The 25,800-nt window shown below is 58.8% G+C and carries 19 protein-coding genes; 6 read left to right on the top strand and 13 right to left on the bottom strand.

Going from position 1 to position 25,800, the window contains the following annotated elements; translation table 11 throughout:
- Window positions 1-249: 249 nt before the first annotated feature.
- The 11 genes from ACYZUD_RS07190 to ACYZUD_RS07140 form a co-directional block, all read right to left on the bottom strand.
- Window positions 250-1,194 carry a carbohydrate kinase family protein gene (locus tag ACYZUD_RS07190; protein ID WP_462025198.1) on the bottom strand — a complete coding sequence of 315 codons (945 nt, stop codon included), beginning with the start codon at window positions 1,192-1,194 and terminating at the stop codon, window positions 250-252.
- A 13-nt stretch (window positions 1,195-1,207) separates the two neighbouring features.
- The gene (gene xylB, locus ACYZUD_RS07185; RefSeq protein ID WP_462023301.1) at window positions 1,208-2,704 is read right to left on the bottom strand and encodes a xylulokinase; all 1,497 of its coding nucleotides are present in this window, start codon (window positions 2,702-2,704) and stop codon (window positions 1,208-1,210) included.
- A 158-nt stretch (window positions 2,705-2,862) separates the two neighbouring features.
- Window positions 2,863-4,335, bottom strand: a complete 1,473-nt coding sequence (locus tag ACYZUD_RS07180; RefSeq protein WP_462023300.1) for a mannitol dehydrogenase family protein — start codon at window positions 4,333-4,335, stop codon at window positions 2,863-2,865.
- A gap of 15 nt (window positions 4,336-4,350) precedes the next feature.
- On the bottom strand, window positions 4,351-5,454 hold the full coding sequence (locus ACYZUD_RS07175; RefSeq protein WP_462023299.1) for an ABC transporter ATP-binding protein: 1,104 nt from the start codon (window positions 5,452-5,454) through the stop codon (window positions 4,351-4,353).
- 140 nt (window positions 5,455-5,594) lie between these two features.
- Window positions 5,595-6,425 (bottom strand): carbohydrate ABC transporter permease, encoded by an 831-nt coding sequence (locus ACYZUD_RS07170; RefSeq protein ID WP_462023298.1) that lies wholly within the window; start codon window positions 6,423-6,425, stop codon window positions 5,595-5,597.
- Window positions 6,426-6,435: 10 nt separating this feature from the next.
- Window positions 6,436-7,362, bottom strand: a complete 927-nt coding sequence (locus tag ACYZUD_RS07165) for a carbohydrate ABC transporter permease (protein WP_462023297.1) — start codon at window positions 7,360-7,362, stop codon at window positions 6,436-6,438.
- A 143-nt stretch (window positions 7,363-7,505) separates the two neighbouring features.
- Complete coding sequence (locus ACYZUD_RS07160) at window positions 7,506-8,816, bottom strand: ABC transporter substrate-binding protein (RefSeq protein ID WP_462023296.1); 1,311 nt, start codon at window positions 8,814-8,816, stop codon at window positions 7,506-7,508.
- Between the two features lie 317 nt (window positions 8,817-9,133).
- Window positions 9,134-10,039, bottom strand: a complete 906-nt coding sequence (locus ACYZUD_RS07155; RefSeq protein ID WP_462023295.1) for an AraC family transcriptional regulator — start codon at window positions 10,037-10,039, stop codon at window positions 9,134-9,136.
- 83 nt (window positions 10,040-10,122) lie between these two features.
- Window positions 10,123-11,010, bottom strand: coding sequence for a phospholipase (locus ACYZUD_RS07150; RefSeq protein ID WP_462023294.1), 888 nt, complete (start codon window positions 11,008-11,010; stop codon window positions 10,123-10,125).
- A gap of 55 nt (window positions 11,011-11,065) precedes the next feature.
- On the bottom strand, window positions 11,066-12,367 hold the full coding sequence (locus tag ACYZUD_RS07145) for a glycosyltransferase (RefSeq protein ID WP_462023293.1): 1,302 nt from the start codon (window positions 12,365-12,367) through the stop codon (window positions 11,066-11,068).
- Between the two features lie 99 nt (window positions 12,368-12,466).
- Window positions 12,467-12,832, bottom strand: a complete 366-nt coding sequence (locus ACYZUD_RS07140; RefSeq protein WP_462023292.1) for a response regulator — start codon at window positions 12,830-12,832, stop codon at window positions 12,467-12,469.
- Between the two features lie 261 nt (window positions 12,833-13,093).
- On the opposite strand from ACYZUD_RS07140, the gene ACYZUD_RS07135 reads away from it, so the two are divergent.
- From ACYZUD_RS07135 to ACYZUD_RS07110, 6 genes are all read left to right on the top strand, one after another.
- A complete protein-coding gene (locus tag ACYZUD_RS07135; protein ID WP_462023291.1) occupies window positions 13,094-16,582 on the top strand; it encodes a response regulator in 3,489 nt (1,162 codons plus the stop codon).
- Window positions 16,583-17,398, top strand: coding sequence for a CheR family methyltransferase (locus tag ACYZUD_RS07130; protein ID WP_462023290.1), 816 nt, complete (start codon window positions 16,583-16,585; stop codon window positions 17,396-17,398). It abuts the gene before it with no gap.
- Window positions 17,395-17,988, top strand: coding sequence for a chemotaxis protein CheB (locus ACYZUD_RS07125; RefSeq protein ID WP_462023289.1), 594 nt, complete (start codon window positions 17,395-17,397; stop codon window positions 17,986-17,988). The genes ACYZUD_RS07130 and ACYZUD_RS07125 overlap by 4 nt, the downstream gene beginning before the upstream one ends.
- Window positions 17,982-19,163: a hybrid sensor histidine kinase/response regulator gene (locus ACYZUD_RS07120; protein ID WP_462023288.1), complete on the top strand. Its 1,182-nt coding sequence runs from the start codon at window positions 17,982-17,984 to the stop codon at window positions 19,161-19,163. Before ACYZUD_RS07125 ends, ACYZUD_RS07120 begins: the two co-directional genes overlap by 7 nt.
- Before the next feature lie 77 nt (window positions 19,164-19,240).
- Entirely contained in the window at window positions 19,241-19,618 is a 378-nt protein-coding gene (locus ACYZUD_RS07115; RefSeq protein WP_008146959.1) for a response regulator, read from the top strand.
- 131 nt (window positions 19,619-19,749) lie between these two features.
- Entirely contained in the window at window positions 19,750-22,575 is a 2,826-nt protein-coding gene (locus tag ACYZUD_RS07110) for an RHS repeat-associated core domain-containing protein (protein ID WP_462023287.1), read from the top strand.
- 37 nt (window positions 22,576-22,612) lie between these two features.
- On the opposite strand, the gene ACYZUD_RS07105 is transcribed toward ACYZUD_RS07110, so the two are convergent.
- Complete coding sequence (locus tag ACYZUD_RS07105) at window positions 22,613-24,283, bottom strand: ATP-binding protein (RefSeq protein WP_462023286.1); 1,671 nt, start codon at window positions 24,281-24,283, stop codon at window positions 22,613-22,615.
- Window positions 24,280-25,782 carry an ATPase domain-containing protein gene (locus tag ACYZUD_RS07100; RefSeq protein ID WP_462023285.1) on the bottom strand — a complete coding sequence of 501 codons (1,503 nt, stop codon included), beginning with the start codon at window positions 25,780-25,782 and terminating at the stop codon, window positions 24,280-24,282. The genes ACYZUD_RS07105 and ACYZUD_RS07100 overlap by 4 nt, the downstream gene beginning before the upstream one ends.
- Window positions 25,783-25,800: the final 18 nt, after the last annotated feature.

Below are 25,800 nucleotides of genomic sequence, written 5' to 3'. Positions count from 1 at the left end.
GGTCAGCTATCGGGAAAACCCCTATCGATAGGGTTTCGGCCAACGTATACGGAGTGTTGTCGCTCGGGGTGTCACGGCGGAAGGGGGGCGCTACAACTTTTTGGTGTTGTGACAGTGAAACGGGTGGCGTGAGTTACCCCGCCATCGCGAGGAGGCTCGCTCCCACAGTAGATCTTCAGTGGACACAGGTTTTGTGTTTGACAACGATCCAATGTGGGAGCGAGCCTGCTCGCGATGAGGCCCTGAAACTCAGTGAAGCTCTAACTGATGCCGATACGGCAAATCCGGCCCGGTCTTGCTGCATGTCAGGGCTGCAGCCTGCACCGCAAACCTGACCATGGCATCAATCTGCTCACGGCTCAGCCGCTGCACCCCCTCAACCGAATCCAATTGCTGCTCCGTCAGCCACGTAATCAACGCCGCCTGGAACGTATCTCCAGCCCCCACGGTATCGGCAATCTTCACCGAACAGGCCGGCACCGACCACGAACCATGTGCACGACTGAACACCGTTGCACCCTCGCCACCACGGGTGAGGAACACCAACTGACAACGATGTTGCAGCCAGCCTTCGATCACGCGCTGTGGATCCTGCTCCGGATACAACAGACTCAAATCCTCATCGCTGACCTTGATCAGGTCGGCCAGCTCAACCAGGGTCGCAATCCGCGAACGCCACAGCTCGATATCCGGCTCAGGATTGAGCCGCACGTTCGGATCGAGGCTGATCAAGCGCTGGCCGCTTTCCCGGCGCACCAGTGTCAGCAGCGTGTCGGCAATCGGCTGCACCACCAGCGAGAACGAGCCGATGTGCAAACCGCGCACTTCAGGTCCGAGTTCCGGCAGGTGCTCCAGGCCCAGTTGCCGATCGGCACAGCCTTCACCACGGAAGCTGTACTGCGGCGAACCATTCGCGCCGACGGCAACCATCGCCAGCGTGGTCGGCGCAGGGAAATCCACGAGATAGTCCGCTCGCACGCCTTCATCCTGCAGCACCTGCTGCAAGCGCCGGCCAAGGTAGTCGGTGGACAGCCCGGCAAACAGCGCCGACTCCACACCCAACCGACGCAAACCCACCGCCACGTTGAACGGCGAACCGCCGGCAATGGCCTTGAAATTCACTTTTGAAGCCAGGCCGCTGGCGTCGTTTTCACTGAAGAAATCGAACAGCGCTTCGCCACACACCAGATACATAGTTACTCGCTCTTTAAAGGGTTGCGACATGCCGTTGATAACGTTCATAGGCCTGCTCACAGGCCGCCACATTGTCGGCGATCGGCAGGGTTTCGCTGGCCGGATCGAGCTTTACGCAGCGCTCGCAAAGATCCGCCAGACTGTCCTCATGCCCGTTTGCCCAGGACTTGCACCACGCCGCCTGAATCGCCGCGCCCAGGGCGGCGGCTTCGCTTTGCTCGGTACAAATCACCGGCGTGTTCATGATGTCGGCAACCATCTGCCGCCACACCGGGCTTTTCGAGCCGCCGCCGGTCAGGCAGATGCTGCGGCTTTGTAAGCCATTCTGGCGCAGCAGGTCCAGTCCATAACGCAAACCGAAGGTCGTGCCTTCCACCACGGCGCGGCACAGGTTGGCCTGGGTCAGGTTGGTCATGGTCAGGCCCAGCAGGCTGCCGGTGGCGTGGGGCAGGGCGGGGACGCGCTCACCGTTGAGAAACGGCAGCATGCACACGCCTTCAGCGCCGATTGGCGCTTGCGCGACGAGATCGTTGAACCGCTCGATATCCAGCTCGAACAACTCGCGAATCACCCCGGTGGCGTTGGTCAGGTTCATGGTGCAGATCAGCGGCAGCCAGCCCCCGCTGGAAGAACAGAACGTCGCGACCGAGGCATCGGGGCTGACTTTAGGCTGCTCGGCATAGGCGTAGACCGTCCCCGAGGAACCGAGGCTCATGGTGATCGCGCCAGGCTGAATATTGCCGGTGCCGATGGCGCCCATCATGTTGTCGCCACCGCCGCTGGACACCAGCGCCTGCGGGTTGATGCCCAGGTGTTCGGCGATGCTCGGCAGGATCGTGCCGACTGCTTGATGCGCATCGATCAGCTCCGGCAGCGCAGCTTGCAGCCGGCCGGTGGGGTCGATGTCGCGCAGCAGTTGCAAGTCCCACTGGCGGCTGCGCACGTTGAAATACCCGGTGCCGGAGGCATCCCCATACTCACTGCAACTGCGGCCGGTGAGCCAGTAGTTGAGGTAGTCATGGGGCAGCAGGATGCGTGCGATGCGGGAAAAAATCTCGGGGTGCTGTTCTTTGGTCCACAGCAACTTTGAAACCGTGTAACCCGGTGCGATGACCACGCCGAGGCGTTCCAGCGAGCCTTTTTCACCGCCCAGATGAGTCAGCAGGCGGTCGTTCTCCGGGGTGGTTTCGGTGTCGCACCAGAGCTTGGCCGGGCGCAGCACCTGACCCTGATCGTCAAGCAGCACCAGACCGTGTTGCTGGCCGGAGACGCCGATGCCAAGGATCTCCTGGCCATCGACGTTGGCTGCAAGCAGGGCGCGGCGGGTGGCAAGTGTGAACGCTTCCAGCCATTGCGACGTGTCCTGCTCGCGTCGGCCATTGGCACCACTGATCAGACTGTGCGCGGCGGCGCCCAAGCCAAGTACTTCGCCGCTGTTCGCATCGAGGATGATTGCTTTGGTGCCTTGCGTGCCGCAGTCGATGCCCAGGAATAATTGTTGGTTTGTCATGGAAGATCCTTGGTGTTTCAGGTCGATCTCAGTGAACACAATCGCGAGCAAGCCCGCTCCCACATTAAATCTTCAGTGAACACGGATTTTGTGCTCGACACCGATTCCCTGTGGGAGCGAGCCTGCTCGCGATGACGGCAGTCAATTCACCCTCGTGCTTACGCCAGCACACGCTCCAATGTCCGCGTGACCCCGACATCCCGCAAACTGTTGCAGCACCACTCAAACGCCGCAACGAATTCCGGCGAATGAGGAATCGCCGTGCCAAAGATCTCCTCAACCTCCAGCAGCCGCTGAGTGATCAACGCATCATCCGTCACCAGCGCCTGACAGAATGTAGCTCGCGGATCCGGAATGGTGTAGGTATCGCCATTCTCATCCACACCCTTCAAGTACAAGGCCCAGGCAGCCACGACCAGTGCGGCACGCTTGGTTTCCTTCCCGTCGGCAATCAGTCGGTTGATCGTTGGAATGGTGAACTTGGGGAATTTCGACGAACCGTCCGAACACACACGCTCCAACTGATCGGCAATTGCCTGATTGGAGAAGCGCGCCACCAGCGTGTTTTTGTACTCGGTCAGGTCGATCCCCGGCACCGGCGACAGTTGCGGGGTCACGTCCAGGTCCATGTAGGCACGCATGTAACGCACGAACAGCGGATCATTCATGGTTTCGTGAACGAAGCGATAACCCTTCAAAAACCCCAGATAAGTCAGGGCCAGGTGACTGCCGTTGAGCAGTTTTATCTTCATTTCTTCATAGGGCGTGACGTCGTCGGTGAACTGCACGCCGACCTTTTCCCAGGCCGGGCGACCGTTGACGAACTTGTCTTCCAGCACCCACTGCACAAACGGTTCGCAGACCACCGGCCAGGCGTCGTCGATGGCGTGTTGGTCGTGCAATTGCAGCTTGTGTTCGGTGCTGGTCATCGGTGTGATGCGGTCGACCATGGCGTTGGGGAAGCTCACATTGTCGGCGATCCAGTCCCGCAGGTCGGCATCGCGCAGGGCGGCGAAGGCCAGCAGGGCTTTGCGGGTGACCGCGCCGTTGTGCGGCAAGTTATCGCAGGACATCAAGGTGAACGCCGGTGTACCCGTCGCACGACGTTTGGCCAGCGCGGCGCAGAGAAAACCGAACACGGTTTTTGGCGAATCCGGATGGGCCAGGTCGTGCTGGATTTGCGGCAAGTGCGCCATGAATTCGCCGGTGCTGTCGTCGATGCAGTAGCCGCCCTCGGTGATGGTCAGCGAAACGATGCGAATCTCGGGGCTGGCCAATTTGTCGACCAGCACTGGCGCACCGTCTTCGGCCAGCAACATGTCGCGGATGGCGCCGATGACCCGGACTTCGGTGTCGTCGGTGTCGCCCAGTTCGAACAGGGTAAACAGGTAATCCTGTTCTTTCAGGTCGTCCCGGGCGCGACGGTCTTCGGCGCGCAGGCCGACGCCGCAAATCGCCCAGTCCAGGCCTTCGCCAGTGTTCATCAAGGCGTCGGTGTAATACGCCTGATGAGCGCGGTGGAAGCCACCGACACCAATGTGCGCGATGCCTTGGCGGGTGTCGCTCAGGGCATAGGCGGGCAGGGCCACTTCGGGTGCGAGGTGGTGCAGGTTCTGTTTATTCAGTTTCATCACAAGATCCCGGAATCAGGCCGCGGCGCGCAGTGGGCGTGTGAGCGCCACGCCGTCGGCATCGAATAAATGGCAGTGCTCGGCGTCCAGGTGCAGGCTCAGCGCCTCGCCATAACGGCTCGCCAGGTCACCGCGAACGCGCATGGTCAGGGCTTCGCCGGACGAGGTCACCACGTGGCAGAACGTGTCGCTGCCCAGGCGCTCGCTGACATCGGCGGTGACTTGCAAGGTGCAGTCGCCGGTTTGCGCGAGGTTGAGGTGTTCCGGGCGAATACCCAGCGTCACCGCGCCGCCGACGCTCAGGTTGGCGCCGCTCAACGGCAGGCTGATGCGGGTGCCGGCGTCCAGCAGCACTTCGCAGCTTTGGCTTTCGACGCGGGTGACCTTGCCTTTGAGGAAGCCCATTTTCGGCGTACCGAGGAAGCCTGCGACAAACAGGTTGGCCGGCTGGTGATACAGGTCCAGCGGTGAACCCACCTGTTCAACCTTGCCGCCATTGAGTACGACCACTTTGTCGGCCATGGTCATGGCTTCGACCTGGTCGTGAGTCACGTAGATCATGGTCGCCTGCAGGTCTTTATGCAGTCGCAACAGTTCCAGGCGCATCTGCACCCGCAGGGCGGCGTCGAGGTTGGACAGCGGTTCATCGAACAGGAAAATTTTCGGGTTACGCACGATCGCCCGGCCGATGGCCACCCGTTGACGCTGACCGCCCGAAAGCTGCTTTGGTTTACGTTCGAGCATCGGCCCGAGCTCAAGGATGCGTGCCGCTTCGCCGACTTTCTTTTCGACTTCCGCTTTCGGTACGCCGGCCAGATCAAGGGCAAACGACATGTTTTTGCGCACGCTCATGTGCGGGTACAGAGCGTAGGTCTGGAACACCATCGCCAGATCGCGCTTGGCCGGGCTGACTTCGGTGATGTCGCGACCATCGAGTTCGATGGTGCCGCCGCTGACTTCTTCAAGGCCCGCGATCAGTCGCAGCAGCGTGGATTTGCCGCAGCCCGACGGGCCGACGAACACCACGAACTCCTTGTCGTTCACTTCCAGGTCGATGCCTTTGATGATGGAAAAGCCTTCGAAGCCTTTTTGCAGATTCTTGATTTTCAGGTTGGCCATGATGATGGGCCTCCGCTTGTCGTTATTCAGTTGGGCGCGCCTTGAAGATCAAAAGATCGCAGGCTGCGCCAGCTCCTACAGGGGGATCACATTGGCCGGGCGCTCTGTGTAGGAGCTGCCGCAGGCTGCGATCTTTTGATTCATTTCACGGCTCCGAAGGACAGGCCGCGGACCAATTGTTTCTGGCTGATCCAGCCGAAGATCAGGATCGGCGCGCAGGCCAGTGTGGACACCGCCGACAACTTGGCCCAGAACAGACCTTCAGGGCTTGAGTACGAGGCGATTAATGCGGTCAGTGGCGCGGCTTTGGACGAGGTCAGGTTCAGTGACCAGAACGCTTCGTTCCAGCACAGGATCAGCGACAGCAGCACCGTGGAAGCCAGGCCGCCTTTGGCGATCGGCAGCAGCACCCGGACCATTTCCTGCCACAGGGTTGCACCGTCCAGACGCGCGGCTTCGAGGATGTCCTTGGGGATGTCCTTGAAGTAGGTGTAAATCATCCAGACCACGATCGGCAGGTTGATCAGCGTGTAGATCACGATCAGTGCGATGCGCGTGTCCAGCAGGCCAAAGCTCTTGGCCAGCAGATAAATCGGCATCAGCACCCCCACCGGCGGCAGCATCTTGGTGGAGAGCATCCACAGCAGCGTGCCCTTGGTGCGCTGGGTTTCGTAGAACGCCATGGAGTAGGCCGCCGGCACCGCGATCAGCAGGCACAGAGCCGTAGCGCTGAACGAAATCACCACGGAGTTCCAGGCGAAGCTGAAGTAATCGCTGCGCTCGTTGATGTGCAGGTAGTTCTCCAGCGTCGGCATGAAGATGAACTGCGGTGGTGTGGCGAACGCATCGATTTCGGTTTTGAAACTGGTCAGCACCATCCAGAAGATCGGGAAGAAAATCAGGATCGCAATGGCCCAGGCCAGGGTGCCCAGCAGCAGGCTTTGCAGGCGACGGGATTGTTGAAGGGTCATGGCGCAGGCCTCAGGCTTTGTCTGTCAGGTTTTTGCCGATCATCCGCACCAGCACGATGGCCGCGATGTTGGCAATGACCACCGCGATCAAACCGCCTGCGGACGCCATGCCGACGTCGAACTGCACCAGCGCCTGGTTGTAGATCAGGTAGGCGAGGTTGGTCGAGGCGTAGCCGGGGCCGCCGTTGGTGGTGGTGAAGATTTCGGCGAACACCGAGAGCAGGAAGATGGTTTCGATCATCACGACGACAGCAATCGGGCGTGCCAGGTGCGGCAGGGTCAGGTGCCAGAAGATCGCGATCGGGCCCGCACCGTCCAGGCGCGCGGCTTCTTTCTGTTCCTGGTCGAGTGACTGCATGGCGGTCATCAGGATCAGGATCGCGAAGGGCAGCCATTGCCAGGAGACAATGATGATGATCGACAGCAGCGGGTAATGGGCCAGCCAGTCCACCGGCTGCGCGCCGAACAGTTTCCAGATGTAGGCGAGAATCCCCGACACCGGGTGGAAAATCAGGTTCTTCCAGATCAGCGCACCGACGGTGGGCATGATGAAGAACGGCGAGATCAGCATCACCCGCACGATGCCGCGACCGAGAAACTCACTGGCCTCAAGCAGCGCGCTGATCAACACCCCGAGTACCACGCTGATCAGCAGCACGCTGCCCACCAGCAACAGGGTGTTGGTGGCGCCGGGCATGAAGCCCGAGTCGCTGAGGAAATAGGTGAAATTCTCCAGCCCCACGAACTGGTTTTCACCGGGGTAGAGCAGGTTGTAGCGGATCATCGAGAAGTAAACGGTCATGCCCAGTGGCACGATCATCCACAGCAGCAACAACGCCACCGAGGGGCTGACCAGAAACCAGCCGGGATTGGCCAACCGGTTTTTACGCACCGGTTGGGGAATGTCCATGTGAGCTTTGGCAGTTGAAATATTCATGGCAATCAGAACCGATTAAGAACAGATATACGAAGATCCATTGTGGGAGCGAGCCTGCTCGCGATAGCGATTTATCAGCCAACAACGAGGTTGAATGTGATGGCTTCATCGCGAGCAGGCTCGCTCCCACAGAGGTTGCGGGGCTACTTGGGGTAACCGGCGCGCTTCATCTCACGTTCGGTGGTTTGCTGGGCGGCGGCCAGCGCCTGATCGACCGTGGTCTGGCCGATCAGCGCGGCCGAGAACAGCTTGCCGACCTGGGTGCCCACGGCCTGGAACTCAGGAATGGTCACCAGCTGAATGCCGATATACGGCACCGGTTTGAGGGTCGGTTTGCTCGGGTCTGCCGCTTTCAGCGACTCGAGGGTCACCTTGGCGAACGGTGCTGCGCTCATGTAAGCCTCGCTGTAGGTCGAGGCCCGTGTGCCTGGCGGCACGTTGGCAATGCCGTCTTTCTCTGCAACCAGCGCCCCGTACTCCTTGGACGTGGCCCAGGCGCTAAAGGTTTTCGCTGCATCTTTGGCCTTGGAACTGGTGGGGATCGCCAGCGCCCAGGAATACAGCCAGGCCGAACCTTTGTCGGTGGTCTCATGCGGCGCGTAGGTGAAACCGACGTGGTCGCTGACCTTGCTTTGGGTCTTGTCGGTGACGAACGAGCCCGCGACGCTGGCATCGACCCAAATGGCGCACTTGCCGCTGTTGAACAGCGCCAGGTTTTCGTTGAAACCGTTGCTCGAAGCCCCCGGCGGGCCGGACTTCTTCATGGTGTCGACGTAGAAGTTCAGGGCGTTTTTCCATTCCGGACCGGTGAATTCCGGCTGCCATTTTTCATCGAACCAGCGCGCACCGTAGGCGTTGGCCACGGTAGTGATCAGCGCCATGTTCTCGCCCCAGCCGGCCTTGCCGCGCAGGCAGATGCCGTACTGTTCCTTATCCTTATTAGTGAGTTTGCTGGCGAACTCGCTGATCTGGGTCCAGGTCGGACGTTCGGGCATGGTCAGCCCGGCGTCCTTGAACAGATCGGTGCGGTAATAGGTGATGGAGCTTTCGGCGTAGAACGGCAGGGCGTAGAGCGAGCCCTTGACCGACAGGCCTTCACGCACCGAAGGGAACACATCGTCGAGGGCGTAGCTGGCAGGCAAGTCCTTCATCGGCTCCAGCCAACCCTTGGCGCCCCAGAGTGCGGCTTCGTACATGCCGATGGTCAGCACATCGAACTGGCCACCCTGGGTGGCAATGTCGGTAGTCAGGCGTTGGCGCAGGACGTTTTCTTCGAGTACCACCCAATTGAGCTTGATGTCCGGGTGCTCGGCCTCGAAGGTTTTCGAAAGCTTTTGCATGCGGATCATGTCGCTGTTGTTGACGGTGGCGATGGTCAGTGTCTGGGCACCGAGGCTGACGCTGCTGAGGGTCATGCAGGTGAGGGCAAGCAGAGCTTTTACAGAAGGTTGCATCGTGCACTCCTTTTCTGCACCCGGGGGGTTACAGAAGGACAGTTATTGTTTTTGTGTCTTCCGACGGCAGGAAGAATATGCACTGATTACAGCCTTCAATTGATGACGTGACAAATCATCCATCGCACTTGAATCGATACTATTTTGCACTGGGCGTCAGTGCGGGAAGTGCAGCGCATGGTGTTTTGGCGATTAACCCTGATTGAATCCGTACAGGTTACAGGGGCGAAAATCAAAAGATCGCAGCCTTCGGCAGCTCCTACGGAAAGAATGCGATCCCCTGTAGGAGCTGCCGAAGGCTGCGATCTTTTGATCTTCTAACCCAGATTCTGTTCGGTCAACCGCTGCACCGCCAACCGCCGGTAGTGCGATGGCGTCATGCCCTTGAGCTGCTGAAAACGCCGATTGAAGTTGGAAATATTGTTGAAACCCGACTCGAAACACACATCAGTCACCGGTTTATCGCCGTCGGCCAGCAGTTCGCAGGATTTGCTGATGCGCAGACGATTGACGAACTCGATGAAGCAGCGCCCGGTGGCCTGCTTGAACACGCGACTGAAATAAGTCGGCTTCATGCCCAGATGCCCGGCGACTTCCTCCAGTGGCAGTTCACGGGCGTAGTGGGCAAAGATGTAATCCACGGCGCGGTTGGTGCGGTCGATATTGTGTTCGTCGGCCAGTTGTGGCGTCGTGGCACCGGACAGCAACTGGTAGTCGTCGGACGCTGCGAGCAACTCCAGCAGAATGAAAAAATGCCCGAGCCGGGTCACGCCTTTTGTATCGGCGATACGCTGCATCAGGGTCATCGCCTGGCGAATGGTGCGTTTGCAGCGAAACTCGATGCCGTACTGCGCGCGCTCCAGCAGCGGTGCAAGCGTCTTGAGTTCGGCGAATACCTGGTGCCCGCCCTCGAACAGCTCGTCAGTGAAATTGACCAGCATGTCGCGCTTGGGGACCACTTCGTCTTCGGCCACCTGGCTGATCCAGTTGTGGGGCAGGTTGGGGCCGGTGAGAAACAGGCTTTCCGGGTAGAAGTTGCCGATGTAGTCGCCGATGAACACCTTGCCGGAGCTGGCGACGATCAGGTGCAGTTCATATTCCTTGTGGAAGTGCCAGCGCACCAACGGGCAGGGGAATCCGTGCTGGCGATAGATGATCGACAACCCGTTGTGGTCGTCCATCAGTTCGTAGGAAGGATCGGTAACTTTGGCAGTCCGGGTCATATCAGGGCGCTTTTTTTGTTATCGCACCCTGATCATGCCCCTTTCCGGGCCGGCAATGCCAGCTTGTGGCATGTTGAACCGCTTTACGCGTCCACTGGCCGGTGCAAGGCGCTGCCGTAAACCGCCTTCATGCTCGTAGCGCTCCAGCAATAGCGGACGATTTCCGATTCGTCGAAAAAGTCGGTGTTGATAATGCAGCAGCGCGTCACCCAGTCCCGGGTGGGATTGAACCAGGTGTTGATCTGGTTCTTGATGTGCTGAGGCCCGCCCAGAACCCCATAACTGGTGGCCGACAACGACCATAGAAAGGTTTCGAACGGTGCATCTTCCAGCGTGCTGGAAATGTGGCGTTCCAGTTCCGCGGTGTCAGTGAAGACCTCGCCGCTCCACTTGTGGGGGATGCGCGACCAGAAATAATCATCGTCCAGCCCCGGTACAGGTGGAGCCGCCAGTACCAGCCTTCGGCGGGAGCTGGTGCCTTTGAGTTCCCCCACCGTTTTAGTGGCGTCGGAGGGCGGTATGATCCGTTGTCCGAGCCGGCTCACCAGCACGTCATTCAGCTTTTTATAGGCGAAGGGTTTTTCTCCGTCCCCAAGCTGGTGGAAGTCGAGAACGATGAATTCATCCGGATTTTGATCAAGGAAGGTCGATACCGCGCTCATCAGCTCGTCGAGGATGCGATGAGACTGGTAGCCGTTGTGATGAAAGTAGAAGATCGATTGGTCGCGGCCCTCGGTGTAGCCGAGGCGGATATCAAATGCCCGTGCGCCGTTGGACAGTTGCCAGGCAAATGAATCGTTTTGACAGGTGGTCCAGTTGCCGATGACCACCTCATAGTTAGGCGCTTGCTTGTCCATGCCGGCGTTATGTACGCCGGGCCAGATAATGTCAGTCAATTTGATGTGGTTGATGTCGAGGACATCGCTCATCCACTTGCGTTTGTCGAGAGTCCCTTCGGTATATCGTGTCATTGTCACTCCTGTCAGTTGCTTCGCCCCGTCCGTGGGGTGAAGAGGAGTTTAATGATCATGCCTCTTCTTTAAAGCGGTTTTTCGCTTCAATCCATTGCGCCATGTATTGAGTGCTCTTGTGCTGATGATGGCGCAGCATGCTGCCGGTGAAGTTGTCCCTTCTGATTTGCGACAAGTGCTGTTGGCAAAACTCGAGCTTCGTAATCAACGCCGGGCCGTGGACCTGGGTTTGATACCGATCGGCCAGCAATTGCAGACCCAACGCCTGAGCGTTCGACCATTGCGCCTGGTCTTTATAGAGTTGCACGGCGCAATCGGCGAACTCGCGCGCCGTGCGGGTCACGGCTCCCGGCCATGGTCGCTGGCCATGCATGGCCTCGGCACCGATCGGTGTGGTGACACTCGGCGTACCGCAGATCATCGCTTCGACGAGTTTGCCTTTGATGCCGGCACCGAAACGCAACGGCGCCAGACATACCCGGGCGGCCGACATGACTTGCAATGCATCTTCTGCCCAGTTCATGACATGAAAGCCCTGGGCCGCGTTGTGCAGCGCGGTGGCCTTGGGCGGTGTGTAGGCCCCGTAGATGTGCAGCCGGGCGCTGGGCAGTTGCTCGCGAATCAGCGGCCAGAGGGTGGTTTTCATCCAGAGCACCGCATCCCAGTTCGGCGCATGGCGGAAGTTGCCAATACTGACAAAGTGCGCGCGGTCTTCAAAAGGGATTGGCGGCTCGCTTGGCGGCTCGACCATCAGCGGGCACCAATGCAGCAGGCTGCGAGGCACCTTGAATTGCTCGACCAGCAACTCGATTTCCACTTCGGAAATCATCAGGTTCAAGTCGCAGCGATACAACGCAGCGATCTCCCGTTTGGCCAGATCGGTATCGGCCATGAGTTCGAACTCTTCACGCAACGCCGGCGCGAACAGTTCGTTGAAGTCATTGTCATCGTCACTGGCCTTCAATCTATCCTTGAGCCGTTGATGCCGGGCATGGCGCAGGCTTTGCAAATCCTGGGTCCCGAGCACGCGCAAGGCAGTCGGGCAGTGCTTTTCGACTCGCCAGCCGAACTGCTCTTCCATCATGAATTGTTCGAACAGCACGATATCCGGCGCCAGTTCGCTGATGAACGTGTCGAAGCTGCTGTTATTCAGCTCGATCGGCACTTCACGAATGCCCAGCACCGTCAGGTCTTCCTGATGTTCGCCAGCGCCGGCGGGGCTGCTGAAAGTGACGTCCCAGCCTTGCTGCAAGAAAGCCCCGAGCAGTTGCATGACGTGCCCACCCGCCGCAGACGAGCGCGGCTCGGGCCAGACATAACCAATGACCAGGACTTTGGTTGCGCGGGGCTGACTCATGAACGGAGATTCCTTGAAACGGGCAGAGGGCAGGGGACAATCGCGGGGTGGCAATTAAACCACAGCCGAGGGCGATTCCTGTGCCCGTACTGACCGATTTCAGGCGCCTGCGAGAATGCCTTTGACCTTGTCCCGCAACTGATCGATGGAGAACGGCTTGCCGATCACATGCATCCCTTCGGGCACCTCAATGCTTTCGGCATAGCCACTGGCAAACAGGATGGGCAGCTCGGGGCGCAGCATCCGGGCCTGGGTGGCCAGCTCTCGACCATCCATCACGGGTAAACCCACGTCGGTCATCATCAGGTCGATGTGCTGGTCTTCATCGTTGAGAAACTCCAGTGCCTTCTCGCTGCCGTCGGCCTCCAGCACGTTGAACTCCAGTTCCTCCAGCACATCGACGATCAGCATGCGCACGATGGCATCGTCTTCAACGACAAGGATGATGGACGCGTTGGCGGACATAGTGGGGCTCTCAAAGGTTGGAAATCGCGGTGGCCGGTCGATCAAAATCGCCGGGCTCTTGCTTGAGTAAGTGGCGGCACCCGACAAGTTCCCGACGCGGTAGAAAAAGAATAGCCGCACAAGCGCCGGCAAGGATAACCGCTCCTTTGCGCCGGGACAGCTGAATGTAGGATTTTGCGCGCAAATAGTCAGATAATTGGATCGATGCGGCCGTTTTGGGGCAAACTCCTTGGTTTTCAACAGTTCGATAAGGCTTCCACCATGACCTCTGCGTCTTCGGTTGATGAGCAACGATTTCGTAAGCTTCTGAGCCGCAATATCAGCCTGCCGCTGGGTGTGGGTGTGCTCAGTGCGGTGTTCTTTGTCTCGCTGATCACTTATCTGTTGTCGGTGATCCAGTGGGTCGAGCACACCGACCGGGTGATCAATAACGCCAATGAAGCGGTGAAGCTGACCGTCGACCTGGAAACCGGCATGCGCGGCTTCCTGCTCAGTGGCGACGAGCAGTTCCTCGAACCCTATGAAACCGCCAAGCCGAGAATCGCGGTTGCGCTCAAGACCTTGCTCGAATTGACGGCGGACAATCCGGTGCAGACCGACCGTCTGCATCGGCTTCAGGGCTTGCAGGATGAATGGGCGACCTACGCACAGACAATGATTGATTTGCAGCGCGCCAGTGGCGACTACCGTGGCGCGGTCAAGGTCGGACGCGGCAAGCGGCTCACCGACGAGATCCGCAAGCAATTCGAAGATGTGATCGACATGGAGCAACAGTTGCGCGCCGCGCGCAATGAAGACGTGCGCCGCACCACGATCTGGAGCATCAGCCTTTATCTGTTGTTCATCGTCGGTATCAGCGGGTTGCTGGCCTACATTGGCCGGCGGGATTTGCTCAACCTTTCGCACAGTTACAGCGCCAACCTCGCCGCGCAACAGGCCAGTGCCCATCGCCTGGAACAGCAGGCCTGGCTGCGTAACGGTCAAACCGAACTGGCCGAACAAGTGCTCGGGCAACTGTCCCTTAATCTGCTGGGCCGTAACATCCTGCAGTTTTGCGCGCAGTACCTCGACACGGCAGTGGCGGCTATTTATGTTCGTGAAGACCACGGCGGCCTCAAGCGCATCGCGTCTTACGGGTTCTCCCGTGAACAGGAAGCACTTGAACAACAGATTTACAGTGACGAAGGGATTGTCGGCCAGGTGGCACAACAGGCGCGCCTGATCCGTCTCGACGCCGTACCGAGCGACTACTTCAAGGTCAGTTCCGGTCTCGGTGAAGGCCTGCCCCATAGCGTGCTGGTGGTACCGACCAGCGATGATGACCGGGTCAACGGTGTGATCGAACTGGGCTTCCTGCGTCCGCTGGACGACCGCGACATCGAATTGCTCGAGCTGATTGCCGGCAACATCGGCACGTCCATCGAAGCCGCTCGCTATCGCCAGCGCTTGCAGGAAGTACTGGCTGAAACCCAGCAGCTCAATGAAGAGCTGCAAGTTCAGCAAGAAGAGCTCAAGACCGCCAACGAAGAGCTGGAAGAACAGTCGCGGATTCTCAAGGAGTCCCAAGCGCACCTGGAGACCCAGCAGGTCGAGCTGGAACAGACCAACGAACAGCTCGCCGAACAGGCCGGAATCCTCGCCGAGCAGCGCGACGCGATGGACCTGAAGAACACCGAACTCAATCAGGCTCAGATTCAGCTCGAAGAGCGCGCCGAAGAGTTGCAGCGTTCCAGCAAGTACAAGTCCGAATTCCTCGCCAACATGTCACACGAATTGCGCACGCCGCTGAACAGCTCGTTGATCCTGGCCAAGTTGCTGGCGGAAAACCCTCAGGAAAACCTCAGCGCCGAGCAGGTCAAGTTTGCCGAGTCGATCTACTCCGCCGGCAATGACTTGCTCAACCTGATCAACGACATTCTCGACATCTCCAAGGTCGAGGCCGGCAAGCTTGAGATGCGACCGGAGAACACCAGCGTCGCCCGTCTGGTGGACGGCTTGCGCGGGATGTTCCAGCCACTGGCTACGGACAAGAAACTGGACTTCCAGATCGAGCTGCAGGCCGGTGCGCCGATGATGATCTTTACCGACCGCCAGCGCCTGGAGCAGGTCATCAAGAACCTGCTGTCCAACGCCGTGAAGTTCACCGAAAAGGGCAGCGTCAGCCTGACGGTCGCCAGTCAGCCGGGCGACGGGATTGCCTTCATCGTCCGCGATTCCGGGATCGGCATTGCACAGGATCAGCAGGAAAGCATTTTCGAAGCCTTCCGTCAGGCCGATGGCACCACCAATCGCCGTTACGGCGGCACTGGCCTGGGATTGTCGATTTCCCGCGACCTCGCTGCCTTGCTCGGCGGCTCCATCAGCGTTACCAGCGAGCTGGGGCAGGGCAGTGTGTTCACCCTGGTGTTGCCGCAACAATACGTCGAACCGGGTGAGGAGCCTGTCGAGCCGATGAAGGCTTCACCGGTTGCCGCGACACCGAGAGTGGCGCCGACTGCGGTGCCACTGATTGCCGAAGTCGATATCCCGCGCTTCGACGACGACCGCACCAAGGCACCGTTCGCCACTCGCTGCATTCTTGTGGTGGAGGATGAGCCGAACTTTGCGCGCATTCTCTACGACCTGGCACACGAGCTGGGTTATCAGTGCCTGGTGGCGCACGGGGCCGACGAGGGCTATGACCTGGCCAGGGAATTCATTCCGGACGCCATACTGCTGGACATGCGCCTGCCCGATCATTCCGGACTCACCGTGTTGCAACGTCTGAAGGAGCACGCTGAAACCCGGCACATTCCGGTTCATGTGATCTCGGTCGAAGACCGGGTCGAAGCCGCCATGCACATGGGTGCCATCGGTTATGCGGTCAAACCGACCACCCGCGAAGAACTCAAGGACGTGTTTGCCCGCCTCGAAGCCAAGCTGACCCAGAAGGTCAAACGCGTGCTGCTGGTGGAAGACGACGACCTGCAGCGAGACAGTATTGCCCGCCTGATCGGCGACGATGACATCGAGATCACCGCGGTCGGCCTGGCGCAGGACGCGCTGGACCTGCTGCGCACGACGATTTTCGACTGCATGATCATCGACCTGAAGCTGCCGGACATGCTCGGCAACGACTTGCTCAAGCGCATGTCCACCGAGGACATCTGCTCGTTCCCGCCGGTGATCGTCTACACCGGGCGCAACCTGACCCGGGACGAAGAGGCCGAGCTGCGCAAGTATTCACGCTCGATCATCATCAAGGGCGCACGCTCGCCCGAGCGTTTGCTGGATGAGGTGACACTCTTTCTGCACAAAGTCGAATCCCGGTTGTCCCATGAACGGCAGAAGATGCTCAAGACCGCGCGCAGCCGCGACAAGGTCTTCGAGGGTCGCAAGGTGCTGCTGGTGGACGACGATGTACGCAATATCTTCGCCCTCACCAGCGCGCTGGAGCAAAAGGGCGCAGTCGTGGTCATCGGCCGGAACGGTCGTGAGGCGATTGAAAGACTGAATGAAGTCGAGGACATCGATCTGGTGTTGATGGACGTGATGATGCCGGAGATGGATGGCTACGAGGCCACCACCTTGATCCGCAAGGACCCGCGCTGGCGCAAACTGCCGATCATTGCGGTGACGGCCAAGGCCATGAAGGACGATCAGGAGCGCTGCCTGCTGGCCGGTTCCAACGATTACCTGGCCAAGCCCATCGACCTGGATCGCCTGTTCTCGCTGATTCGTGTGTGGTTACCGAAGATGGAACGTATCTAAGTGGAGAGAAACACCGAAATCGAATTGCGGTTGTTGATCGAGGCGATCTACCTCAAGTACAGCTACGACTTTCGCGACTACTCCGGTGCTTCGATCAAGCGCCGGGTCCAGCACGCCTTGAGCCAGTTCGAATGCGCGACCATCTCGGCGTTGCAGGAAAAGGTCCTGCACGATCCGACGGCGTTCATGCAGTTGCTGCAATTGCTGACGATCCCGGTCAGCGAAATGTTCCGCGACCCTTCGCACTTCCTGGCCATGCGTCAGGAAGTGGTGCCGCTGCTCAAGACCTATCCCTCGATCAAGATCTGGATCGCAGGCTGCAGTACCGGTGAAGAGGTCTATTCGATGGCGATCCTGCTGCGCGAAGAAGGCTTGCTCGATCGCACCATCATCTATGCCACTGACATTAATCCGCGCTCGCTGGACAAAGCCAAGCAAGGGATTTTCTCTATGGAGAATGTCCGCGCCTACACTCATAACTACCAGCAGGCAGGTGGCCGGCACTCGTTTGCGGACTACTACACGGCGGCTTATGGGTACGCGATTTTCGACAAGAGCCTGTGTGAGAACGTGACGTTCGCCGATCACAGCCTGGCGACCGACAGTGTCTTTTCAGAAACTCAATTAATTTCGTGCCGTAATGTTTTGATTTACTTCAATAAAAAACTACAAGATAGGGCATTTGGACTGTTTCACGAATCCCTTTGTCATCGCGGTTTTTTGGTGCTGGGCAGCAAGGAAACCCCGGATTTTTCGGCCTTCGGCAACCAGTTCGAGCCTTTGGTCAAACAAGAACGGATCTACCGCAAATCATGAGTACTGCAACGGATTTGCCTTATGTAGAGGCTATCGTGATCGGCGCCTCGGCTGGCGGTGTAGAGGCGTTGCTGAACATTCTCGGCCCCCTGCGCGAAGGCTTCGTGCTGCCGATCATTGTGGTGCTGCACCTGCCTGACGCGCATCGTAGCCAGCTGGCGGAAGTGTTTGCACGACGCGTTTCACTGCCGGTGCTGGAAGCCCACGACAAAACGCTGATTGAGGCCGGAACACTGTATTTCGCCGGGCCCGGTTATCACTTGTCGGTGGAGCGGGACCGCACCTTTTCCTTGAGCCTGGAAGACCGTGTGCATTACTCGCGACCCGCCATCGATTATCTGTTCGAGTCAGCTGCCGATGCCTACGGTCCGACCCTGGCCGCGGTCTTGCTGACGGGCGCCAACCGCGATGGCGCAAGCGGACGGGCCCATGTCAAGCAACGTGGCGGCCTGACCATCGTGCAGGACCCGGGCGAAGCCCAGGTCGCGACCATGCCCCTGGCGGCACTGGATGAACATCAGCCAGACCACATTCTCCCTATACGCGGCATCGGCCGTCTGCTTGTCGAGCTGGAACGAATAGCATGCTAAGTAACATTCAAGCCAAACTGCTGATCGTCGACGATCTGCCGGAGAATCTGTTGGCGCTCGAGGCGCTGATCAAGCGCGAAGACCGTGCGGTCTACAAGGCGCTGTCCGCCGACGAAGCCTTGTCGCTGCTGCTGCAACACGAGTTCGCCATGGCCATTCTCGACGTGCAGATGCCGGGCATGAATGGCTTCGAACTCGCCGAGCTGATGCGCGGCACGGAAAAAACCAAGAACATCCCGATTGTGTTTGTCAGTGCGGCCGGCCGTGAACTGAACTATGCGTTCAAGGGCTACGAAAGCGGCGCGGTGGACTTCCTGCACAAGCCGCTGGATATCCACGCGGTCAAGAGCAAGGTCAATGTGTTCGTTGATCTGTTTCGCCAGAGCAAGGCGATGAAACAGCAGGTCGAGGAGCTGGAGCAAAGCCGTCACGAGCAGGAAGCGCTGCTCAAGCAGTTGCAGAGCACCCAGCTGGAACTGGAGCAGGCGGTGCGCATGCGCGATGACTTCATGTCGATCGTCGCCCACGAAGTCCGCACGCCGCTCAATGGCCTGATCCTCGAAACCCAGCTGCGCAAGATGCACCTGGCCCGGGATAACGCCGCGGCGTTCACCCTGGACAAGATGCACGCCATGGTCGACCGCGACGAGCGGCAGATCAAAAGCCTGATCCGCTTGATCGAAGACATGCTCGACGTGTCACGAATCCGCACCGGCAAGTTGTCGATCCGACCCAGTCGCTTCGATCTTTCAGCTCTGGTTCGCGGCTTGCTGCAAAACTTCGCCCCGCAGATCGATGCCGCCGAGTCTTCGGTCACCCTGGAGGCAGAACAGCCGGTGGAAGGCAACTGGGATGAATTTCGCATTGAACAGGTGATCTCCAACCTGTTGACCAACGCTTTACGTTACGGCGCCAAGAGCCCGATCACCGTGAAGGTGTACAGTGAGAACGGCCAGGCGCTGGTGGAAGTGCGCGATCTCGGGATCGGCATCAGTGAAGAAAACCAGAAACGTATTTTCCAGCAGTTCGAGCGGGTGTCGGCCAAGCATTCCGTCGCTGGGTTGGGCCTGGGGTTGTTTATTTCAGAACAGATCGTGACCGCCCATGGCGGTTCCATTACCGTCGAAAGCCGGATTGGCGAAGGCGCCTTGTTTCGCGTTTGTCTGCCGCTATAGGAAAACAGCCCGATAAACGCAACCTCTGATCGACCCCACGGTCGTATCAGCAGCTATTGACCGAACAAAGGCTTCCCATGAGTGAAGATGCACAAGATGTCGTATTGATCGTCGAAGATGACCCCTCGATTTTGATGGTGCTGTCGGCTTATCTGTCAGGTGAGGGTTACCGGGTGTTGCAGGCCGAAAACGGCGAGCAGGCCTTCGAAATACTTTCGAGCAAACCGCACCTGGACATGATGATCACCGACTTCCGCCTGCCGGGTGGAATCTCCGGCGTGCAGATCGCCGAGCCTGCCGTGAAACTGCGACCGGAGCTCAAGGTGATCTTTATCAGCGGTTATCCGCAGGAAATCCGCGAGACCGACAGCCCGATCACGCGTAAAGCGCCGATCCTGGCCAAGCCGTTTGATCTGGATGTGTTGCAGGAGTTGATGCAGGAAATGCTGTCGTAAGCCGGAGTCGTGAGGCGGCACCTGTAATTTGTGACAGTTGACGATAGCGCGGCAAAAGCGAATAAAGGTCCCGGGAATATCCTCGCTTGCGGCGCCTTGCACCGGCAGGCCAAACCCAGGGACTGGTCGCCATGCACCGAAGTACGCCGACACTTGGAGTGATTGATTCCCGTGGCTTCCCGGTGCGTGAAGTCGCCTATCATCGGCGATCGGACAAGGATGCCCCCCAGGCACGCATCACTCAGCACGTCCATGACACGATGGCGCGTGTCAGCCACAGCCGCGACCCACGGTTGTTTGCGCTCTATCAAAACGATGCCTCGACACCCTCCAATCAAACTTCAATCATCAGCCTGTCCGGGGTTTCGGTGCTCTCTCTCAATGTGGACGCCGGTTGGCGGCTGAGCCTTTACGGTACGGCCGGGCAGCGGCTGGAAGATTGGGATCAGAAGCTTAATCACCTGCGAGTGGCCTACGATTCATCAATGCGCCCGGTGGCCGTTTTCGAACCGACAGCCGGTGAAGAACATCGATCCGGGTGTTTTACATACGCTGGCCCCTCCGTTGAATCCGCCCGACACAATCGCTGCGGTCAACTGATCCGCCATGACGATAGTGCCGGTACCCAGCACTTCAGCGAGTTCAGTCTTCTCGGTGCACACCTCGAACAGGGCCGGCGTTTTCTTGAACGGATTGAGTTGCCCGACTGGCCACAGAGCGAAACCGAGCGCGACAAACTACTTGAGCCGCAATTGGCAATCACTCGGATGAGCTACAACAGCGTTGGCGAGCTGATACGCCATGTCGACGCATTGGGCAATGAGCAAATCCAGCGTCAGACCGTGGCCGGAGAGCTACATGAAACACGCATGAAGCTGGCGGGTGCCCATGAAGAAATAACGTTGGTCAGTGACATCCGCTACAACGCCTTCGGACAGATAGAGCAGCAAATGGCTGGTAATGGTGTAAAAATCCGCAGCACATTCGACTCCGCGAATGGACGGCTGAATACACTTCGAGCGCAAGTGGCGAGTGAGCCGCCGTTGAAGAATCTGGTGTATGCCTATGATCCGACAGGCAATCCGATCCGCATCACTGACGATACCCAATCGATCCGCTATGTGCGCAATCAACGGGTCGCGGCGATCAACACCTATCAGTACGACACGCTCGGCCAACTCATCGAAGCCCGTGGCCGGCAGCGGGTCAACATGCCCGGCGGCCCTCATTTGCCAGGGTTCGTTTCGCCACCCGACTCGAGTCAGTTGGAAAACTACCTTCAGACGTTCGATTACGACGCCAACGGTAATCTGGAAACCTTGTACCACCACGCCGACAGCGGCAATCGAACCGAGCTAACTGCCGTTGCGACCTGGAGCAACCGAAGCCTGCCCTGTCTCAATGATCGCGAACGAGCGGGAGACAGCGAAATCGATTCCCGTTACGACGCAAACGGCAATCTCAAGGAGCTTCAGCGAGGACAGACGCTGCAGTGGGATGCACATAACCGCTTGCGCCAGGTTGATCAGGTGATTCGGGAGGACGGGCCTGACGATGTGGAAAACTACGTTTATGACGGCGGTGACCAGCGCGTGCGAAAAATCCGTACGGCTTACACGGGAACATTGAACCGTACCCATGAAACCCGCTACCTGCCAGACGTAGAGATTCGTACAACCCCCGATGAAACACTGCATGTCATCAGCGTTCAGGCTGGCCGATGCACCGTGCGGATCCTGCATTGGGAGGAGGGGCGACCATCGGATATTCCCCAGAACCAGCTGCGCTACTGTCTCGCCGATCACCTGGACTCCAGCACGCTTGAACTGGATAGAGACGCCGCACTGATCAGCCAGGAAAGCTACTACCCCTACGGCGGCACAGCCCGGTGGGCGGGGCGGGAGAAGGTTGAGGCCAGCTACAAGACGATTCGTTATTCAGGGCAGGAGCGAGACGCGACGGGGCTGTATTACTACGGTTTTCGGTATTACATGCCATGGCGGCAGCGCTGGTTGAGTGCGGATCCTGCCGGGGTGGCGGATGGGTTGAATTTGTATCGGATGGTGGGTGGGAATCCTGTCAGCTACATTGACGACCTTGGTCTGGCCCGTAAGCGGTTTCGCGCAGCAAAAGCGACGTTCATTCGCGGAGCCATTAAAGGCATCGTAAAGGAATCTGCAAAAAATTTGAGTGCTGCTGCGTTGGTCGCGCATGTTTCGAATAAAGCCCTTACGGTTGGAGGTGCTGCTATAGGTGCATTGGCGGCCGGCATCACGGTCGGGGCCATTACCGAAATATTGTGGCCAGGCAATATTTCACGCAGAACGTTTTTCAGGAATATGGCGGCAGGAATTGTTGCGATGACGATACTCATAGGCCACTTCACTAGTGGTGAGTCCAACAAGCTGGCGGTAAAAGTAATGGCGTTGGCATTTGGCAGCATAGCCGGCAGCATCGCCAAGCAGCTTATCCGCGCAGTAGGACCTTCGAATGATGAAAAGAAAGGTCCAGCGGGGATTGTTACAAATCTGGTAATCAAACAAGGACTCGGACAAGGGCTAGAGGTAGCAGCTCCCTATTTACCGTCATTCGTAACAGCCCTGATCGGTACTTTGAAATCCGGTGCCACCAAAGCTATTACTTCCTCAGCTCGCGAGTTAACCGGTGCGCCAACCAAGGAGGGCAAGGGGGGCTCAGAGATTGATACAGGAAAATTTATCAAACCCATCGCATTGAGTGTCTCTACGAAATTAATGCCGGGCATCGACTTTTTTTCTACGGTTGTTTCGCTGTTCGCTGAGCCTTATGGAGTTGCAAGACGGATAGCCACTGCCGGGCTCACGATTGCCAAAAAACTAACAAAAACCACGATCGGACAACAAATCAGTCGATCATGGAAATCCGGAACTGGCGAACGACCTCCACGGATTAGCCTACCGACTGCTTACCGCTGGTGAGCAAAGCGGCAGTTGAGGATCTCAGGTCGAAACTCGCTTAGTGGCAAATCATCTCCCGCACCTTCGCCGTCAACAGGTCAAACGTAAACGGCTTGGTGATCATCTGCATGCCCGGATCCAGGAAACCGCCGCGCACCGCCGCGTGTTCTGCATAACCGGTGATGAACAACACCTTGAGGTCGGGCCGGTATTGTCGGCCGATTTCCGCCAGTTGCCGGCCATTCATGCCGGGTAATCCGACGTCGCTGATCATCAGATCGATACGCTGCCCGGAATCGAGAATCGGCACTGCGCTATCGGCATCGCCGGCCTCGACGAAGCAATATCCCAAGTCACTCAGCACCGTACTGACCAGCACCCGTACCGCCGGGTCGTCCTCGACGATCAATACCGTTTCGTCGTTCTGCGCGAACGGAGCGTGCGGAATGTCTACCGGATTGTCCTGAGGCAGATCGCCGCCGAAGCGCGGCAGGAACAGACTCACGGTGGTGCCGTTGCCCACTTCGCTATGGATGGCGACGTGGCCGCGCGATTGTTTGCTGAAGCCATAAATCATCGACAGTCCAAGGCCTGTGCCCTGGCCGATGGGTTTGGTGGTAAAGAAGGGATCGAAGGCGCGGTTGATGGTGCTTTGCGGCATACCGCACCCGGTGTCCGTGACGCTCAGCACCACGTAGTCGCCTGGATCGAGGTTGCTGTGGGCCTCGGTGAAGCCGGCGTCCAGGTGCTGGTTGCGGGTGTTTACCACCAGACTTCCGCCATTGGGCATGGCATCCCGCGCATTGATGACCAGATTGAGCAGGGCACTTTCCAGTTGATTCGGGTCAGCCTCGGCCACCCACAGTTGCTCGCTCAGCTGCATGTCCAGATAAATGCTTTCGTTGATGCTGCGCTGCAGCAATTCGCCCATGGAAACCACCAGCGTGTTCATCTCCACGGGTTTGGAGTCCAGCGACTGGCGCCGGGAGAAGGCCAGCAAGCGGTGGGTCAGGCCTGCCGCGCGATTGGCCGACGTCACCCCTAGGTCGATCAGGCTGTCCAGATCTTCAATGCGGCCACGGGCCAGGCGCCGGCGCAGCAATTCCAGGCTGCCGATGATGCCGGTCAGCATGTTGTTGAAGTCGTGGGCAATACCGCCGGTGAGCTGGCCGACCGCTTCCATTTTTTGCGACTGACGCAGGGCTTCTTCGTTGTGGCGTAACTGTGCGGTGCGTTCCTCGACCTGCTGTTCGAGGGTTTCGAGGGTGTTTTGCAATCGCAGTTCGCTTTGGCTCAGATCGATCAGCCGGTCCCTGGCTTCATACTGTCGTCGGCGTCCGCGCAATGCGGTGGTCACCAGGCTGATCAACGTCACCGGATGAAAAGGGCGTTCAAGGAAGGTGACGTTGCCCAATTGCGGGCCGAATCGCGAGGCGGGGTTCTGTTCCGGGCCACCATGGTAGGTCAGCAATACGATCGGCAGGTCCGACCAGGCCGGCTGTTGCTCGATCAGACCGAGCAGCGGCTCGATATCACCACCCAGCAAGGCCTCGGAAGAGATCAGCAATAATCCCGCGCCTTGCTCCAGTTCGGCACAAAGTCCGAGCAGGTTCCGGGTGATGACCCCTTGGTAACCCGCCTCGTTAAGCATCATCAGTGCAATCTGGCTGTCACGTCCCAGCGGCGCGAGAATAATCGCGCGCTCGGACATCGGTTCCGCGACCGTCACGGGGTTTCATCCCCGAGCAATGGATTACTCGCACCCAGATAAGTCGGCACGCCGCGCAATACGCCCTGGAACGCGTCAAGCGGCTCACCGATGGTCATGCCCTGCGAGCTGATGCGATATTCGCGAATGGTCGACTCATGACTGCCCGTGCGTTTCTTGATGATCGAGATCGCCCGGCGAACCTTGCCCAGAGCTTCGAAGTAGCGCAGCAAAATGACCGTATCGGCCAGGTAGGTGATGTCCACGGGGGCCTGCATGTCCCCGACCAGCCCGTGCTGGGCGACGGTCATGAAGGTCGCGGCGCCCTGGCGATTGAGGTACAGCAGCAACTCGTGCATATGCAGCACCAGGGCGTTTTCTTCAGGCATCGCGGCTTGATAGCCGTTGATGCTGTCGATCACCACGGTCTTGATGTTGCGCTCGTCGACGCAGCGGCGGACCCGGTGGGAAAACTCGCCGGGCGACAACTCGGCAGCATCCACTTGCTCGATCAGCAGATTGCCGGTGCCTTGCAGGGCCTTGAGATCGATGCCCATGTTTTTCATGCGTTCAAACAGCAAGCCGAGTTCTTCATCGAAAATGAACAACGCGGCTTTCTCCCCACGGGCCACCGCGGCGGCGGCGAAGATCATCGAGATCAGCGACTTGCCGGTCCCGGCCGGGCCGAGGATCAAGGTGCTGGAACCGGTCTCTATGCCGCCGCCAAGCAGGGCATCCATCTCCTTGATGCCGCTGGTGAGCTGCTGACGGACATAACGACCACGGTGCTCGGCGGCCACCAGACGCGGAAATACGTGCACACCGTCGCCCATGATGGTGAAGTCGTGAAAGCCGCCACGGTACTTCTGACCGCGGTACTTCACCACGCGGATCCGCCGCCGCTCGGCGCCATAGTTGGGTGTCAGTTCCTCCAGGCGAATCACCCCGTGGGCAACACTGTGAACGGTCTTGTCGAGGGATTCGGTGGTCAGGTCGTCCAGCAGCACCACGGTGGCGTCGTAACGCACGAAGTAGTGTTTGATCGCGAGGATCTGGCGCCGGTAGCGCAGGGAGCTTTGGGCCAGCAGGCGGATTTCGGACAGACTGTCGAGCACCACGCGGGTCGGCTTGACCCGTTCGACCACTTCGAAAATCTGCCGGGTGGCTTCACCCAGTTCCAGGTCCGAGGAGTACAAAAGACTTTGTTGATGCTCGGCATTGAGCAGGCTTTCCGGGGGCGTCAGCTCGAAGATGTGGATGTTTTCATCCAGCTCCCAGCCATGGGACAACGCTCCTTGGCGCAGCTCACGTTCGGTTTCCGACAGCGTGATGTACAAGGAGCGCTCGTCGGCTCTGGCGCCGGCCAACAGAAAATGCAAAGCGACGGTTGTTTTGCCGGTTCCCGGTTCACCCTCCAGCAAAAACACATGGCCGCGGGACAATCCACCGGCCAGGATGTCATCCAGACCTTCAATGCCGGTGGCGGCTTTTGCGCTGATCAACTCGTTGGATGTAGACAAAAAATGCCCTCTCATGAC

Source organism: Pseudomonas sp. XS1P51, assembly GCF_054897845.1.
The sequence above is the reverse complement of the archived record's forward strand: the minus strand, read 5'-3'. Positions and strand labels throughout refer to the sequence as shown.